Genomic DNA, 14,309 nt, shown 5'->3' on the forward strand with positions numbered 1-14,309 from the left:
CCGGCCTGCTGCATTTTGGCCGTGGGCTGGCCTTGCCTATGGGGAGCTCAGGAGTGGACGGTCTGGGCGTCCAGACGAATGGGGAAGAGGCCGAGGAGCAGGCCGGCGAGTGCGCCGATGAAGTGTGACTCGATGTGTACCCTGGCACCGATCAAGGCGGAGACAGGGCTCTCGCCGGCACTGTAAAAGTCCACACCGAGCTTGATGGCGACGCCCGCTAGCATCAGCCAGCCGGAGTGACGATGAAAGCGGATGTCCTGCATGGCACCCCATACGAACAAGCCGTGCAGCAGGCCGGAGAGTCCCATGTACCACTGGGTTTGCGGGCAGCCCCACCAGATGCCGAGTCCGACCGCCGTTCCCAGCAGCAGCAACAGCACGGGCAGGCGCCATCCCGTCAGGTACTCCTGAAACAGGCTGTAGAGCACGGCCAGACCGCTCAGGTTGAGCAGCAGGTGCCATCCATTGGTGTGTGCCAGATTGCCTGTTATGATGCGCCACCCTTCGCCCTGGGCGATCAGGTCGCGATCGAAGGCGAGCTGATGATTTGGCACGGTGAAAAAGAGCAAGGCAGTGACGAGCGAAAGCGCGATGACCCAGAGCAGACCCGATTTTCCTGACAACATGAAGCAGCCCAACGACAAAGAGAGCCGATACTGTACACGCTGTACCCGGGCCCTCAAAGCGTGCCTGTGCGATTATATTCAGCGAGTGCCGAACCTGGCTGCGCTCCATATTCTGCAACACCCTGCCGAAGTAGGTCACCCCAAGGGGACGGCTGCGTTGCTGGCGGCGTCCCTGACCGATGTGCGCATCCATGTGGGGGAGGACTTTTCCGACGACGAAGGGCTCAATGCCTTGCTTGCCGACCCCGCTGTCCAGTGCTATGTGCTGTGGCCCGATGAGGAGGCCCTGACCCTGATAGAGGCAAGGGAGCATCTCCTGAGGCGTGGGCGCACCGTGCGAGCCCACTTCATCCTCCTTGATGGCACCTGGCGCAAAGCCTATCGCATGTTGCACAGCTCGCCTGCACTGCTCGGGTTGCCGCGGATCACCCTCGGCGCCATTGCCGGGCAATATTCCATTCGCAAGAAGCCCTTTGAGGAGGCACTGTCCACCCTGGAAGCGGGCTACCATCTGTTGTCCCGGTGGGAAGGAGAGCCTGAGCGCTTCGCCCCGCTGATGACCCTGTTTACCCATTTGAACCGGCAGTGGCATGACTTTGCACAAGGCCGCCGCCGTTGAGTTGCCCAGAGGAGTGAAAAACATGAAAAAAGCCGTCGTGGTCTTCAGTGGCGGGCAGGACAGCACCACCTGTCTGGTGCAGGCACAGGCCCGCTATGACGAAGTGCATGCCATCACCTTCGATTACGGCCAGCGCCACCGGGCGGAGATTGACACCGCCCGCCATCTGGCGACGGCGCTCGGGATCGCCGCCCACAAGGTAATGGATGTGACCATGCTCGGGGAGCTGGCCATCTCTGCGTTGACCCGGGACGACATACCGGTGAGCTTCGAGCTTCAGGAGAACGGCCTGCCCAACACCTTCGTGCCGGGACGCAACATCCTGTTCCTGACCCTGGCGGCCATCTATGCCTATCAGGTGGGCGCCGAGGCCGTGATCACCGGGGTGTGCGAGACCGACTTTTCCGGCTATCCCGATTGCCGCGACGACTTCGTCAAGGCGCTCAATCAGGCGGTCTCCCTGGGGCTGGATCGCCCCATCCGCTTCGAAACCCCCCTGATGTGGCTCGACAAGGCCGAAACCTGGGCGCTGGCGGATCATTACGGTCACCTCGATACCGTGCGTCACCAGACGCTCACTTGCTACAACGGTGTCCAGGGAGATGGTTGCGGGGCCTGTCCGGCCTGCGAGCTGCGTCGCCGTGGCCTGGATCACTATCTGGCTGACAAGACCGGCATCCGTGCCAGACTTTACGAGAAGAGCGGACTGGGCGAGAAAAGCGGATCCTGAGCCTGTGCCTAGCCCGGGTTTGGGGTATAATCCGCCCCTTTTGCAGCAAGTCGTGACCAAGATGCACTACCCAATCAACGAGATCTTCCAGACCATCCAAGGGGAGGGGGTATTTACCGGCCTGCCCGCTATCTTCGTTCGCCTTCAGGGCTGCCCGGTGGGCTGCCCCTGGTGCGATACCCGCCACACCTGGGTGGTGGACCCCGAGCGTGAGGTGGCCCCTGGCGAGGTGCTCGATCGTTCCAATGAGTCCGACGGCTGGAGCAAGATGAGCACGGAAGATATCCTGGCCAGCTTTACCCGGCTCGGTTACCGGGCCCGTCACGTGGTGTTGACCGGTGGTGAGCCCTGCCTCTACGACTTGCGCGAGCTCTCTTCGGCCCTGGTGGCATCGGGTTATCAGGTGCAGATCGAAACCAGCGGGACCAGCGAGGTGCTGACCCATGAGCAGACCTGGGTGACTGTTTCCCCCAAGATCGGCATGAAGGGTGGGTTGCCGGTGCTGGTCTCTGCACTGGAGCGGGCCAACGAGATCAAGCACCCGGTGGCTACCGAGCACCATATCGAGGAGCTGGACGCCCTGCTGGCCACCGCCCGGCTGCGCCCCGATGTGATGATTGCGCTGCAACCCATCAGCCAGAAAGCCAGGGCCACGGAGCTGGCCATGGCGACCTGCATCGCCCGTAACTGGCGACTCTCCATCCAGACCCATAAATACCTGAATATCGATTGATATGGATGGACTCAGCGATGAGCGCATCTTGCTGACGCTGGCCAGCAAGATGCCTTACGGAAAATACAAGGGGCGGCGCATCATCGATATTCCCGAGCCCTATCTGGTATGGATGGCGCGAAGCGGTTTTCCGGCCGGTACCCTGGGCCAGTCTCTGGCACTGGCCTACGAGATAAAGCTCAATGGACTCGAGTCCATGATTATTCCCATTATTAACAGGATGTCAGAATGAGAATATATACAAGGCAAGGGGACAAAGGGCTCACGCGACTGGCCGATGGCACTTCCCTGGCCAAAGACGATAAACGTGTCGAGACCTATGGCGCCATCGACGAGCTGAATTCCCAAATAGGCTTGTTGATGGCTGAAATACCCGCCGGGGAGACGACACTCCTGGCCGATCTCATATTGTTGCAGCAGGAGCTGTTTGATCTGGGCGGGGAGCTGGCATTTTCCAGTGAATCGCAAACGGATGCGCTGTGGCAGGTGAACGAGGCTTGGACGAACAGGCTCGAGCAACAGATAGATGCCTACAGTGCCGGGTTGCCGGTGCTGCGCAATTTTATTTTGCCAAGCGGTTCGCGGGCGGCTGCCCAGGCACATGTGGTGCGTACCCTGACCCGTCGCTGCGAGCGCCTGCTGCTTGGGTTGAGCCGCGTAGAGCGGGTAAATCCGGCCGTTTTGCCCTATCTCAACCGGCTGAGCGACTGGTTTTTCACCATCGCCCGATACTTGCTGGTATCGTCAGGCACCCCGGAGATCCTCTGGGTCAAGGCGGCTGACAGAGGCTGACAACCGCTCGAAGCGGCAATAAAAAAACCTCGCCTTGTGAGGTTTTTTATTGCTGTGGAAAGGGGCCTGATATTGCTCTCAGATAGCAAAGGCTTCCACGGATTTGCCTTCAGCAACGGCCTTGGCAATGACCGAGGGCATGCGGCCCTGACCGGTCCAGGTTTTTTCCACGCCATTGTCCAGATAACGATATTTGGCGGGGCGGGGCGCACGTTTGCTGACCTTGGTATTCTCGGGAACCACGGTGTTGACCAATTCGGCGGGATCGATCCCTGCGGCCTTCAGCATTTCTGCATATTCGGCAATTTTCTTTTGATGCTCTTCACGGGCCTGGCGTTCGGCGGATTCATCTTGCCGACGTTCATCGACGATGGCGGAGAGCTTTTCCAAGCCTTCTTCCAGTTGTTCCAGCGTCAAATCGCGGCAAACTGCACGCAGGCTACGGATATTCAACAGCACTTTCAGAAATTCGTTCATATTGGCTACCACGCGAGCAAAATATTAAGGGAAGAACTGGTTTTTCGATAATTTATAGGGGTGTTTGGCACCAAGTCAAGCCTGCCCAAATAATTAATTAGGCTGATAAATTAAGTCTTGAAATAGATATGAAGGATATTTTTATCCGTTTGACGGACCAACATCTTCGAATGGGTTCATGTCAGATGAAAATATCGCCAGTAGAGTCTTTGATGAACCATTTGACTATCTTTGAAGATGTGAGTGCCACAGAAACCTTGAAATTTAATCAAAAAACTTGCTATCACCCGGCGGCTCGATAAAATGTGCCGCGAATACCTTTAAGTAGAGGCGCGCTGCCTATGAGTAACCGAGCGGAGGGTGATGCCTGCGATGCTCGATGAAAGGAGTCGGCGCCGAAGTGACCAGGCCATCATACCGGGTTGCTGGTTCTGCATCTAATAGGTGCAGGACTGCCATAGTCATCCACTATGGAGCGCTACCTGAAGGGGCTGAGGAGTATACCCTCCCCATGGGTTTTGTTTCTTTGATCCTCTCGGTAGATCTCCACCTGTTGTCTTTAGGTGCAAAGAGATCATGGACATCGTTCATTACGCCGACTCCGGTTGGTCCGTCGTTCCCCCCCTGCTGGCCGTTGCGCTGGCGATCATCACCCGCCGCGTCCTGGTGTCGCTGGGGGTGGGTATAGTCGCAGGCAGCCTGCTGCTCAACCAGTTTTCTCCCCTTGCTTCCCTGCATTACATGCTCGATACCGTGCTCAGGATCTTCTGGGTCGACGGTGCGCTCAATCGTGACAACGTCAACATGATCCTCTTCATGTTGCTGCTGGGCGGCCTCATCAGCCTGATGAGCGTCTCCGGTGCGACCCGGGCGTTTGCCGAGTGGGCGGAGCGCCGCGCCAAGACCCGCAAGGGTGCCAAGTCCCTGACCGGTCTGATGGTGTTCGCCTTCTTCATCGACGACTTCTTCCACAGTCTGTCGGTGGGTGCCATCTGCCGTCCGGTGACCGATCGCTTCCAGATCTCCCGCGCCAAGCTGGCCTATCTGCTGGACTCCACCGCCGCGCCGGTCTGCGTGCTGATGCCGATCTCCTCCTGGGGGGCCTACATCATCGCCCTCGTCGGCGGCATCATGGCGGCTCATGGTCTGACCGACCAGAGCCCCATCTCCGCCTTCGTCGAAATGATCCCCATGAACCTCTATGCGGTGTTCACCCTGATCATGGTGCTGGTGGTGATCGCCTTCCAGCTCGACATCGGCCCCATGCGTCAGCATGAGCAGTGGGCATTGGAGGGCAAGCTGTGGGACGAGTCCAAGGGGCGCCCCATCGGGCTCGACATGGAGAGCCCGGAGGAGAGCAATGGCGGCATGATTGACATGGTGCTGCCCATCCTGACCCTGACCCTGGCCACCGTCTATTTCATGATTGACTCCGGGGCTGCGGTGCTGGCCGACAAGGGGCTGCCGTTCAGTGTGCTCGGCTCCTTCGAGAACACCAATGTCGGCTCCTCCCTGGTCTATGGTGCCCTGTGCAGCCTGGTGGTCTCCATCGGTCTGGCCATGCGCCTCAAGCTCGGGGCAAGCAACTGGATGAAAGCGGCTCCGCAGGGGATCATGGCCATGCTGCCCGCCATCAACATCCTGCTGTTCGCCTGGACCATCGGCGCCGTGGTGCGCGATGTGGAAACCGGCAAATACCTGGCCTCCCTGGCCAATGGCAATCTGCCGGTGGAAGTGCTGCCCGCCGTGGTCTTCGTGCTCTCCTGCGCCATGGCGTTTGCCACCGGCACCAGCTGGGGCACCTTCGGCATCATGCTGCCGCTCGCCGGCGACATGGCGGCCGCCAGCGACATCAGTCTGATGCTACCCATGCTGGCCGCCGTACTGGCAGGGTCCGTGTTCGGGGATCACAGCTCCCCCATCTCCAGCACCAGCATCCTCTCTGCCACCGGGGCCGGTTGCCATCACATCGATCACGTGATGACCCAGCTGCCCTATGCCCTGGCCATCGCCTTTGGCGCTGCGCTCGGCTACCTGGTGATGGGGCTGATGCACTCCGCGCTGGCCGGTTTCACCGTGAGCGGGCTCTGGTTCCTGATCTTCTCCGGTTACCATTTGCGCAAAGCCCGGGCGTATAGCGCCGTGGCAGTCGCATAAGAGAACAAGGGGCCTGCGGGCCCCTTGGTTTTGGCAGGGGCTTTGGTTAGCATGCGCCCCATCACTCCCGTTTCGGAACCCCATCATGGCTTCACTGCACTACAAATTTGCCACCATGAACTCAGGCAAATCGACCCAGCTCATCCAGGCCCACTTCAACTATCTGGAGCGTGGCATGTATCCGCTGGCCATGACGCCCGCCATCGACGATCGCTTCGGTGCCGGCGTCATCAGTGCCAGGGTCGGTCTTGAGCTGAAAGTGGAGGTGTTCAGCGACAGCTGCGATCTCTTCGAGATGGTCAAGGCGCGCCACGCCGAGCGGCACATCGATGTCTTCATCGTTGACGAGGCGCAGTTCCTGACCCGTGAGCAGGTCTACCAGCTCGCCCGCATCGTCGACGAGCAGGACATTCCGGTGATTGCCTATGGTCTCAAGACCGATTTTCGCGGCGAACTGTTCCCCGGCTCCTACCACCTGCTCTGTCTGGCGGACAAGTTCGAGGAGCTAAAAAGCATCTGCTGGTGCGGCAACAAGGCCCACATGAACTCGCGGGTCAACGAGGCGGGGCAGGTGATGCGCGACGGAGAGCAGGTGGAGATCGGCGGCAACGATCGCTATGTGTCGCTCTGCCGCAAGCACTATCTGGAAGGGCGGGCCTTCAAGTAACCCGTTGCTGGCTCGTGCAGCCTGGACACCAAAGAGGGCGCCCATCTGGCGCCCTCTTTGTCTGTGGGAGTCAGTCGATCTCGATGTCGACGGGGGCGATGATGGGGTCGGCCGCCGGGAGGCGGTGGAAGAGCTGGCGAAAATGCTGCTGTACCCGGCCTATGTCCACCAGGGACATGCCGGAGGCGAAGCCGAACCAGACGTAGAGCCCTGTGAGGTCGCGAAACATGGGAGGGAGATAGCGAGGAGCGTCGATGAGCCCCTCCAGATAGTGCTGATAGAGCACGGGGATGTCGTCCAGGGTCACCTTGCCGACGAACAGCATGGGCAGGATCTCCGGCACTCCCTCCAGCACGGCGCTGCGAATGAAGTTCACCGTCTCCACATAGCCCTTCACATAGGAGAGATCCTTGGTAAAGCAGGCGCCCCCCTCGACCATGCCTCCGCGAAACACCCGCTGGGTGATCTTGTAGGCGTCGTGCTCGCTGGCCCCCTTGGCCACGAAGTGGCGGAACACCTCGATGAAATCGGCGCCACGCTCCGCCATGTCGATGGCCATGACCCGATCCGAGATGCGCTTGGCCCTGTCCGGGAAGGAGCTGAACGTGAGGGTCTCGATGAGTACTGCCAACCCCTCCTGACAGGCGGTGATGCGGGGCGAGCCGGCGCCGAGCCAGGTGGCGTAAGATTGCTGGCGGCCGTTGAGGGTGGTGCCGACGTGAACCCAGCCTTCGTGTACCTCCAGCACCTGCAGATCGAGTTCCGAGAAACGGGCGTGGGAGTTGAGCTTGATGTAATCCCCCCCGGCGGCGGCATCGGAGACGATGCCATCGCTGAGCTTGACCTGGACTGTGCCGTCGCTGAAGTAGCTCGACAGCTTGCCTTGCAACCTCGCCACCGCGGCTTCCCCCTCGAACTCCTTGGGGTAGGGGCGCACCAGGTGGCGGGCGCCGGGCAGGGAGAAGATGTCGCACAATCTGGCCCCCAGCTCCTTCAGGGTCTTGCGATCCCCGCGCAGGTGATCGCTTGCCGAGCCGTAGAGGCGCTGGCTGTAGCGCTGGAAGTCAGGCTGCCCGCGCTGGCGCAGCATCTCGATGACCACCATGTACTGATCCACCGTCTCTTGCAGGATCCGGCCGAGATCGTCCTGAGGGCCGAGGCGCCGGCGGATCCTGTCCCTCAACTCCTTGAGCTCAAGGTACTTGTTGCGGGGATCGAACCCCAGGGGGAGGGATTCATAGAAGTGCCTGTCGATGGCGGGCAGTGCCTTGCCGCCACTTGCCAGAAAGTCGCTTTGCAGGTGACGGGGCCATTTGATGGCATCCAAGATGCGGATGGGTTTTTGCAGGGCGAGCAGTTCATCCGAGAGGGATTTGAGGTGCAGGCGATACTTTTCTTGGATGGTCATCGGGCTCTTTGGAGGCGAGTGCGCTACGAGAATGGCTGAGTATAGGCACAGGGCCTGTCAAAAAGAAGCGAGACGACGGGGATCCGGCCTGTGTGCTTTTGGTTGTCTGAAAATTGGTTTAGACTGCGCCCCTTGATCTCTACCGTGTCGTGAAAATGATGAATATCCCCAGCTCTGAAATGATAATGCGTTGGTTGCAACAGGCCCGGATCGAGCACTATGTGTGCGATCAGTGTCATGGCATCCACATGGTCTCCCTGCAGTCCGTCGAGGGCATCCAGGAGAGCCGGATCTTCGTGGAAGAGGAAGGGCTGCTGTTCTCATCCGAGCTGGAGGTGCGCCCCTCATCGCTGCTGCCCCTGGTGGCCGAACTGGGTCGTCTCAACATGCAATATCCGTCCCTCAAGGTGTTCCTCGACATCATCGATGACAACCTGCCACGCCTCGTTGTGGGTCACACCGTCTTTACCAAGGCGGGTCTCACCGTCGAGCAGTTCCTGCTGTTCGTTGAAAGCACCACGGCAGCCACCCATGAAGTGGTTTCCGAATGTGAACGCCTTGGCTTCCTCAATCTGCCGGAAATCCAGGTCGCACCGGAATCCGTTCACTGACTTCAGCACCTGAACTGTGCGTTTAATGTGCGAACGGTTCGCTGCGGCTAAAAAGCCGTTGACGGCGGCGGGGCTTTCCCCTAAATTACGCCCCGTTCCAGCGCAACGGCGCAGCGAACATCGTGTTGGCTGAACACGTTAAACCACAGACAAAAATTTGGTGCGGTATCCAAGAGGCTGCCCACCGACGAAGTCGGCAAGATGCACGCACAGCGTGCTCCGAAAGCCACTTCAAGCAGTAAAATTTGGTGAGGTGTCCGAGTGGCTGAAGGAGCACGCCTGGAAAGTGTGTATACGGCAACGTATCGAGGGTTCGAATCCCTCCCTCACCGCCAAATAAAACAAAAGGCCCTGTCGCAAGACGGGGCCTTTTGTTTTTCCGGTAGCCGGCAATCTGGTCTCTACCCGGTATCGACAGGCGGGTGGACTAGCCCGCTTGGACAGCCGAAGGCTGCCCGCAAGGCGAGCGCCAGGGATGGCGCGAGTCAATCCCGACCCAGCACCAAATTAGAAAAACCGACCTCAGGGTCGGTTTTTTGCTTTCTGAGCCAGCCATACACCCCCCTTATTCCCGTCACGGCGTTATCTCTTCAGCTTGGAGATATAGGGGACATTTCTGTACTTGTACTTCCGGGGCAGCCCTTAGTCGACAGGCAGCTCATCCGTTGCCATCTCATAGGCATCCAATTGCTCGGCAGGGATCGCCACGCGGCCCGGTTTCACAAACAGGGTCGCGATGGAAGGTGCGTTCAGCAATGACGACAAGATGGAATCCCTGGCGTCTACCCCTTCCTGCAATACAGTGAGCTGGACTACCGACAGTACGCCGTCCTCATGAGTCATTTCGAGGCATACGGCTGCACCGTGATCGCGGCACCATGTGCTCAGGCGCCTTGGGGGGAAGCGTACAAATACGCTCACCCTCTGCTGGCATCGCGGGACTTGCTGATCCCATGGAGGGGTTGCTCACCGATAACCTGATATTGCGTTCCACTAATAGACACAATGACATCCGCTAAAAATTTAGGCTCCATGCAGAGCCTAAATATTCCTTCTCTCGTCTAAGCCATGTGCAGATACGCGAAAATCTTGCCGGCGTGATTGTGATAGTAATCACAGTTCGAGCGTTTAGATTTATCCTTCCTCGACCGGGTCACTCCTTTTGTTACACTGCGTGACATCATCCTGAATAAGGACGCGGCTGCGCTCGGTGAATTACCATGTTTAATAATCAGTTGGTCTCAACATTAAATACCTTCGAGTTCAAGGTATATAACTATGTAATAAAGAACCATCAGACGGTTATCTATATGACGGTCAGGGAATTGGCCGAAGCCTGTGATGTGTCGACCGCCACCATATTGCGATTTTGCAAGAAGATGAATTGCAGCGGTTATGCGGAATTCAAAGCCTATCTAAAAATGAATGCCGAGAAGCGCGGCGAAATATCGCTGCCACACGGTGCCAACGAGTTCCTCTCTTTTTTCAAGAGCATCAACAATGACGAATTCGACGCCTTGATCGCGAGCGCCGCCGAGCAGATCGCGGGGGCCGAGCGGGTGATCTTCGTGGGGGCGGGCAGCTCGGGCACGCTGGGGTGCTACGGGGCGCGCTTCTTCTCCAACATCGGCAAGTTCAGCAACCACATCGATGATCCCTACTACCCGGTCAACACCGACATGTACAAACAGGCGGTGGCGATCGTGCTCTCGGTCTCCGGGGAGACCACCGAGATAATCAAGTTGGCGAAGCAGTTCCTGTTTCATCACTGCAAGCTCATCACTATTACCAGCGATAATAAATCCACCCTGGCCCAGATGGCGGATTTCAATATTTCATATCATGCGGCCAGGCTGGTAGTCGACAATGAATATGATATTACCACCCAGGTGCCGGTGATTTATATCATCGAATCCATCGGTCGCCAGTTGGCAAACAAGATAAGTGCCGAGGTGTCACAGGGTGTGTCTTTTATGTAACAAGTAACAAAGCGGGTATTTTGTTATATCGTGACAAGGATGAATGCTTTCCCTACCATCGATTCACAACATTTGAATTGTTTCGATATTAATTAATAAATGGCAGGGAAGGATCATTATGGCAATTAACTATGCGGACTCGGCGAAACAGATCGTCGAGTTGATTGGTGGTGACAGCAACGTCATCAGCGTCACCCACTGTGCCACCCGGCTGCGGTTTGTCCTAAAAGAGATGGGACGGGTCGACAAGGAGGTGTTGAAACGGGTGCAAGGGGTCATCACCGTTATCGAGTCCAGCGGTCAGCTGCAGGTGGTGATCGGCAACCACGTCGGGGATGCCTATCGGGAAGTGCAAAAACGGGTGCAGATCGACGAAAACGCCGTGGTCGACGCCCCCAAGGTGGGTATGGTCAACCACCTGATGGACATCATCTCCAGCATCTTCGCCCCCTTCCTCTACCCACTGGCCGCCTGCGGCGTGTTGCAGGGGCTCATCTCCTTCTTCGCCGCCATCGGCTGGATGGACTCCGCCAGCGGCACCTTCCGCATCCTCAACTTCGTCTCCTGGACCGGCTTTACCTTCCTGCCGGTGATGGTCGCCTTCACCGCGGCCAAGAAGTTCAACGTGAACCCCTTCACCGCCGTGATCGCCGCCTGCGCCTTGGTGTCGCCCGATTACATGAACATGCTGACCGCGAACAAAATCATCCTGGCAAACTCCGCGGATCCGGCGGTGCAAGCGCTGATGCAGTCGGCGATGGAGAACCCGGCCATCAACGAGGCCATCGTCAACTTGGTGGGGGTTCCCCTTAACAGCGCGCCGCTCAGCTTCCTCGGTCTGCCGGTGCAGTACCTGAGCTACACGGCCTCGGTGATCCCCATCATCCTGATGGTGTGGGCCATGTCCTATGTGCAGCGCTTCTTCGAGCGGATCCTGCCGGTGGTGGTGCGCAACCTCTTCACTCCCATGTTCTGCCTCGCCATCATGGTGCCCCTGACCCTGCTGGCCTTCGGCCCCATCGGCAACCTCATCGGCGGCGCCATCGGTGGCATCTACAACACCCTCTATCACCTGAGCCCGTCCATCGCCGGCTTCGTGGTGGGGGCTGTCTGGACACCCCTGGTGACCCTCGGCGTGCACTGGGGCATCACCCCGGTGACGGTGGGCAACTACGCCACTCTGGGCTATGACACCTTTACCGGCCTGCAAGCCTCCGCCGTGTTCGGCATCGCCGGCGCCGTGTTCGGGGTCTACTTCAAGGCCAAGGATCCCGAGCTGAAAAGCGTGACCCTCTCGGCCGGCGTGACCGCCCTGTTTGGCATCACCGAACCCGCCATCTACGGGGTGGCCCTGCGCTTCAAACGCCCGCTCATCTGCGGCTGCCTGGCCGGTGCCATCGGTGGTACGGTCGCGGGAGCCTTCAACGCGGTCTCCTGGAGTTACTGCATCCCCGGCATCGCCGTGCTGCCGGTGTTCTTCAAAGAGGGCCACATGGCGCAGTTCCTGGGCTTCCTGCTCTCCATCGGCGTGGCCTTTACCCTGGGCGTCATCTTCTCCTGGATGGCGGGCTTTCAGACCGATGCCGAAATAAGCCAACCCCAGCCGCTGACATCCAAAGCCGTATAAGGAGCGACAAGTCATGAACAACGCATTACCGAAAGACTTTCTGTGGGGGGGGGCGGTCGCCGCCCACCAGGTAGAAGGGGGCTGGGATCAGGGCGGCAAGGGGCTCAGCATCGTCGATGTGCTCACCAGCGGCGCCCACGGGGTGGAGCGCGTCATCACCGACAAGATTGAGGCCGGTCATCGCTACGCCAACCACGAGGCGGTGGATTTCTACCACCGCTACAGAGACGACATCGCACTGTTTGCCGAGATGGGCTTCAAGTGTTTTCGCACCTCCATCGCCTGGTCGCGCATCTTCCCGCTGGGGGATGAGGCCGAGCCGAACGAGGCGGGGCTGCGTTTTTATGACGACATGTTCGACGAGCTGCTGCGCCACGGCATCGAGCCCGTCATCACGCTCTCCCACTTCGAGATGCCGAACCACCTGGTGACCCAATACGGCGGCTGGAAGAGCCGCACCGTGCTGGACTGCTTCGTGCGCTTTAGCGAGGTGGTGCTGCGCCGCTACCAGCACAAGGTCAAATACTGGATGACCTTCAACGAGATCAACAACCAGCGCAACTGGAAGGTGCCGCTGTTTGGCTACTGCTGCTCCGGGGTCATCTACAACCAGGAGCCGAACCCGGAAGAGTGTATGTACCAGGTGCTGCACCATCAGTTCGTGGCGAGCGCCAAGGTGGTCAGTCTGGGCCATGAGATCAACCCGGGCTTGCAGATCGGCTGCATGCTGGCCATGGTGCCCCTCTACCCCTATTCCTGCCACCCGGACGATGTGATGTATGCGGAAATGGCCATGCGCGAGCGCTTCCTGTTCGGGGACGTGCACATGCGCGGCCATTACCCCGCCTATATCCGTAAGGAGTGGCAGCGCAAGGGCTATCAGATCGTCATGGAAGCGGGGGACGAAGAGACATTGCGGGCGGGCTGCGCCGATTACATCGGGCTCAGCTACTACATGAGCAACGCGGTGCGAGCGCACGGCGCCGGCACGGGCACCGCCCTGTCGGGCTTCGAGGGCAGTGTGCCAAATCCCCATGTGCAGGCCTCCGAGTGGGGCTGGCAAATCGACCCCGTCGGGCTGCGTTATACCCTGAATCTGCTCCATGGCCGCTACGAGAAGCCGCTGTTTATCGTCGAGAACGGCTTCGGGGCGCGGGATCAGAAAGACGAGCGGGGAGAGATAGACGATGACTACCGCATCGCTTACTTGCGGGCCCATATCGAGCAGATGAAGCTTGCCATCGTCGAGGACGGGGTGGAGGTGATGGGTTACACCCCCTGGGGATGTCTCGACTGCGTCTCCTTCACCACAGGGGAATACAGCAAGCGCTACGGCTTTATCCACGTGGATAAAAACGATGACGGCAGCGGCAGCTTTGCGCGCAGCAAGAAGCGCAGCTTCGACTGGTATCGCAGAGTCATCGCCAGCAACGGCGGGACACTATAGCGGGGTTGTTTAACATGCTGCCTGTATTAAATAGAACCTGTTATTGATCTCATAAATCATCATTCAACCATGTGTTTATGCAATCTCTTTAATAGAAAAGGCAGTGAATGTCTGACTGTAAATAAGCGAGATCCCGGCTCGACACCGAATCTGTCTAGCCGTGGATCCCGCCCTTATCCGGCAATAAAAAACCGACCTGTGAAGTGACCCTCCTTGGTGCCTTGGGTGCGTCAGCCGCTCATCGAGGTGGTGTAATGGCCCATGTCCAGGGGGTGCAGGATCCAGCAACGGCCATTGTCCATACCCGGCATACTGACGATCACCGGCTCCGCACTGAGATCCAGCCAGCCTTGCAGGTGCAGGGTATCGTTGTTGATGCCCGGGTGTTCGGTATCGTCCGCCAGGTGACGAATGTTCTGGAAGCGGTTTCGCGGGG

Annotated in this window: 16 protein-coding genes, 1 tRNA gene and 1 riboswitch; of the genes, 12 read left to right on the forward strand and 5 right to left on the reverse strand. The window is 58.8% G+C overall.

What is annotated here, in order from left to right:
• Positions 1-47: 47 nt before the first annotated feature.
• Positions 48-626 carry a rhombosortase gene (rrtA, locus tag AB5Y93_RS11245; RefSeq protein ID WP_319921616.1) on the reverse strand — a complete coding sequence of 193 codons (579 nt, stop codon included), beginning with the start codon at positions 624-626 and terminating at the stop codon, positions 48-50.
• On the opposite strand from rrtA, the gene AB5Y93_RS11250 reads away from it, so the two are divergent.
• The 5 genes from AB5Y93_RS11250 (at position 592) to AB5Y93_RS11270 (ending at position 3,500) form a co-directional block, all read left to right on the forward strand.
• Positions 592-1,245, forward strand: a complete 654-nt coding sequence (locus tag AB5Y93_RS11250; protein ID WP_174722086.1) for a tRNA-uridine aminocarboxypropyltransferase — start codon at positions 592-594, stop codon at positions 1,243-1,245. The genes rrtA and AB5Y93_RS11250 overlap by 35 nt on opposite strands.
• Before the next feature lie 22 nt (positions 1,246-1,267).
• Positions 1,268-1,975, forward strand: a complete 708-nt coding sequence (queC, locus tag AB5Y93_RS11255) for a 7-cyano-7-deazaguanine synthase QueC (protein ID WP_045524469.1) — start codon at positions 1,268-1,270, stop codon at positions 1,973-1,975.
• A 61-nt stretch (positions 1,976-2,036) separates the two neighbouring features.
• Complete coding sequence (queE, locus tag AB5Y93_RS11260) at positions 2,037-2,708, forward strand: 7-carboxy-7-deazaguanine synthase QueE (RefSeq protein ID WP_010674994.1); 672 nt, start codon at positions 2,037-2,039, stop codon at positions 2,706-2,708.
• Position 2,709: 1 nt separating this feature from the next.
• A complete protein-coding gene (locus AB5Y93_RS11265) occupies positions 2,710-2,940 on the forward strand; it encodes a DUF3820 family protein (RefSeq protein WP_039038687.1) in 231 nt (76 codons plus the stop codon).
• Entirely contained in the window at positions 2,937-3,500 is a 564-nt protein-coding gene (locus AB5Y93_RS11270) for a cob(I)yrinic acid a,c-diamide adenosyltransferase (protein ID WP_045524470.1), read from the forward strand. Before AB5Y93_RS11265 ends, AB5Y93_RS11270 begins: the two co-directional genes overlap by 4 nt.
• Before the next feature lie 78 nt (positions 3,501-3,578).
• On the opposite strand, the gene AB5Y93_RS11275 is transcribed toward AB5Y93_RS11270, so the two are convergent.
• Positions 3,579-3,977: an H-NS family nucleoid-associated regulatory protein gene (locus tag AB5Y93_RS11275; RefSeq protein WP_041211546.1), complete on the reverse strand. Its 399-nt coding sequence runs from the start codon at positions 3,975-3,977 to the stop codon at positions 3,579-3,581.
• A gap of 317 nt (positions 3,978-4,294) precedes the next feature.
• Positions 4,295-4,466, forward strand: a riboswitch (Lysine riboswitch).
• Between the two features lie 87 nt (positions 4,467-4,553).
• Between AB5Y93_RS11275 and AB5Y93_RS11280 the strand changes: the two genes are divergently transcribed.
• Positions 4,554-6,134 carry a Na+/H+ antiporter NhaC family protein gene (locus AB5Y93_RS11280; RefSeq protein ID WP_041211545.1) on the forward strand — a complete coding sequence of 527 codons (1,581 nt, stop codon included), beginning with the start codon at positions 4,554-4,556 and terminating at the stop codon, positions 6,132-6,134.
• An 85-nt stretch (positions 6,135-6,219) separates the two neighbouring features.
• Positions 6,220-6,801 (forward strand): thymidine kinase, encoded by a 582-nt coding sequence (locus AB5Y93_RS11285; protein ID WP_045524473.1) that lies wholly within the window; start codon positions 6,220-6,222, stop codon positions 6,799-6,801.
• Between the two features lie 70 nt (positions 6,802-6,871).
• Here AB5Y93_RS11285 and AB5Y93_RS11290 read toward each other — a convergent pair whose 3' ends face one another.
• Positions 6,872-8,209, reverse strand: a complete 1,338-nt coding sequence (locus AB5Y93_RS11290; protein ID WP_010674988.1) for a flavohemoglobin expression-modulating QEGLA motif protein — start codon at positions 8,207-8,209, stop codon at positions 6,872-6,874.
• A gap of 155 nt (positions 8,210-8,364) precedes the next feature.
• On the opposite strand from AB5Y93_RS11290, the gene AB5Y93_RS11295 reads away from it, so the two are divergent.
• Both AB5Y93_RS11295 and AB5Y93_RS11300 read left to right on the forward strand, forming a co-directional pair.
• Complete coding sequence (locus tag AB5Y93_RS11295; RefSeq protein ID WP_160839247.1) at positions 8,365-8,820, forward strand: YbjN domain-containing protein; 456 nt, start codon at positions 8,365-8,367, stop codon at positions 8,818-8,820.
• 247 nt (positions 8,821-9,067) lie between these two features.
• Positions 9,068-9,155 (forward strand) — tRNA-Ser (locus AB5Y93_RS11300).
• A 307-nt stretch (positions 9,156-9,462) separates the two neighbouring features.
• Here the strand turns inward: AB5Y93_RS11300 and AB5Y93_RS11305 are convergent.
• The gene (locus AB5Y93_RS11305; RefSeq protein WP_260395686.1) at positions 9,463-9,585 is read right to left on the reverse strand and encodes a hypothetical protein; all 123 of its coding nucleotides are present in this window, start codon (positions 9,583-9,585) and stop codon (positions 9,463-9,465) included.
• Between the two features lie 455 nt (positions 9,586-10,040).
• Here AB5Y93_RS11305 and AB5Y93_RS11310 point away from each other — a divergent pair, with 455 nt between their 5' ends.
• The 3 genes from AB5Y93_RS11310 to AB5Y93_RS11320 all read left to right on the forward strand — a co-directional run bounded on the left by AB5Y93_RS11310 (position 10,041) and on the right by AB5Y93_RS11320 (position 13,873).
• Positions 10,041-10,799, forward strand: coding sequence for a MurR/RpiR family transcriptional regulator (locus AB5Y93_RS11310; protein WP_128296873.1), 759 nt, complete (start codon positions 10,041-10,043; stop codon positions 10,797-10,799).
• Between the two features lie 118 nt (positions 10,800-10,917).
• The gene (locus AB5Y93_RS11315) at positions 10,918-12,426 is read left to right on the forward strand and encodes a PTS transporter subunit EIIC (protein WP_045524479.1); all 1,509 of its coding nucleotides are present in this window, start codon (positions 10,918-10,920) and stop codon (positions 12,424-12,426) included.
• 13 nt (positions 12,427-12,439) lie between these two features.
• Positions 12,440-13,873, forward strand: a complete 1,434-nt coding sequence (locus AB5Y93_RS11320; RefSeq protein ID WP_368229351.1) for a 6-phospho-beta-glucosidase — start codon at positions 12,440-12,442, stop codon at positions 13,871-13,873.
• A gap of 230 nt (positions 13,874-14,103) precedes the next feature.
• Here the strand turns inward: AB5Y93_RS11320 and AB5Y93_RS11325 are convergent, their stop codons facing one another.
• The gene (locus AB5Y93_RS11325) at positions 14,104-14,286 is read right to left on the reverse strand and encodes a DUF1254 domain-containing protein (protein ID WP_368229383.1); all 183 of its coding nucleotides are present in this window, start codon (positions 14,284-14,286) and stop codon (positions 14,104-14,106) included.
• Positions 14,287-14,309: the final 23 nt, after the last annotated feature.

This window comes from Aeromonas sp. R10-1, assembly GCF_040908465.1.
Taxonomy (GTDB): Bacteria; Pseudomonadota; Gammaproteobacteria; order Enterobacterales; family Aeromonadaceae; genus Aeromonas; species Aeromonas caviae.

Excerpts from the sequence above, each read along its gene's own strand:
- AB5Y93_RS11310 (WP_128296873.1), top strand. The coding sequence starts at position 10,041 with ATGTTTAATAATCAGTTGGTCTCAACATTAAATACCTTCGAGTTCAAG.
- rrtA (WP_319921616.1), bottom strand. The coding sequence starts at position 626 with ATGTTGTCAGGAAAATCGGGTCTGCTCTGGGTCATCGCGCTTTCGCTC.
- AB5Y93_RS11315 (WP_045524479.1), top strand. The coding sequence starts at position 10,918 with ATGGCAATTAACTATGCGGACTCGGCGAAACAGATCGTCGAGTTGATT.
- AB5Y93_RS11295 (WP_160839247.1), top strand. The coding sequence starts at position 8,365 with ATGATGAATATCCCCAGCTCTGAAATGATAATGCGTTGGTTGCAACAG.
- AB5Y93_RS11275 (WP_041211546.1), bottom strand. The coding sequence starts at position 3,977 with ATGAACGAATTTCTGAAAGTGCTGTTGAATATCCGTAGCCTGCGTGCA.
- AB5Y93_RS11320 (WP_368229351.1), top strand. The coding sequence starts at position 12,440 with ATGAACAACGCATTACCGAAAGACTTTCTGTGGGGGGGGGCGGTCGCC.
- AB5Y93_RS11285 (WP_045524473.1), top strand. The coding sequence starts at position 6,220 with ATGGCTTCACTGCACTACAAATTTGCCACCATGAACTCAGGCAAATCG.
- AB5Y93_RS11265 (WP_039038687.1), top strand. The coding sequence starts at position 2,710 with ATGGATGGACTCAGCGATGAGCGCATCTTGCTGACGCTGGCCAGCAAG.
- AB5Y93_RS11280 (WP_041211545.1), top strand. The coding sequence starts at position 4,554 with ATGGACATCGTTCATTACGCCGACTCCGGTTGGTCCGTCGTTCCCCCC.
- queE (WP_010674994.1), top strand. The coding sequence starts at position 2,037 with ATGCACTACCCAATCAACGAGATCTTCCAGACCATCCAAGGGGAGGGG.
- AB5Y93_RS11270 (WP_045524470.1), top strand. The coding sequence starts at position 2,937 with ATGAGAATATATACAAGGCAAGGGGACAAAGGGCTCACGCGACTGGCC.
- AB5Y93_RS11290 (WP_010674988.1), bottom strand. The coding sequence starts at position 8,209 with ATGACCATCCAAGAAAAGTATCGCCTGCACCTCAAATCCCTCTCGGAT.
- queC (WP_045524469.1), top strand. The coding sequence starts at position 1,268 with ATGAAAAAAGCCGTCGTGGTCTTCAGTGGCGGGCAGGACAGCACCACC.
- AB5Y93_RS11250 (WP_174722086.1), top strand. The coding sequence starts at position 592 with ATGACCCAGAGCAGACCCGATTTTCCTGACAACATGAAGCAGCCCAAC.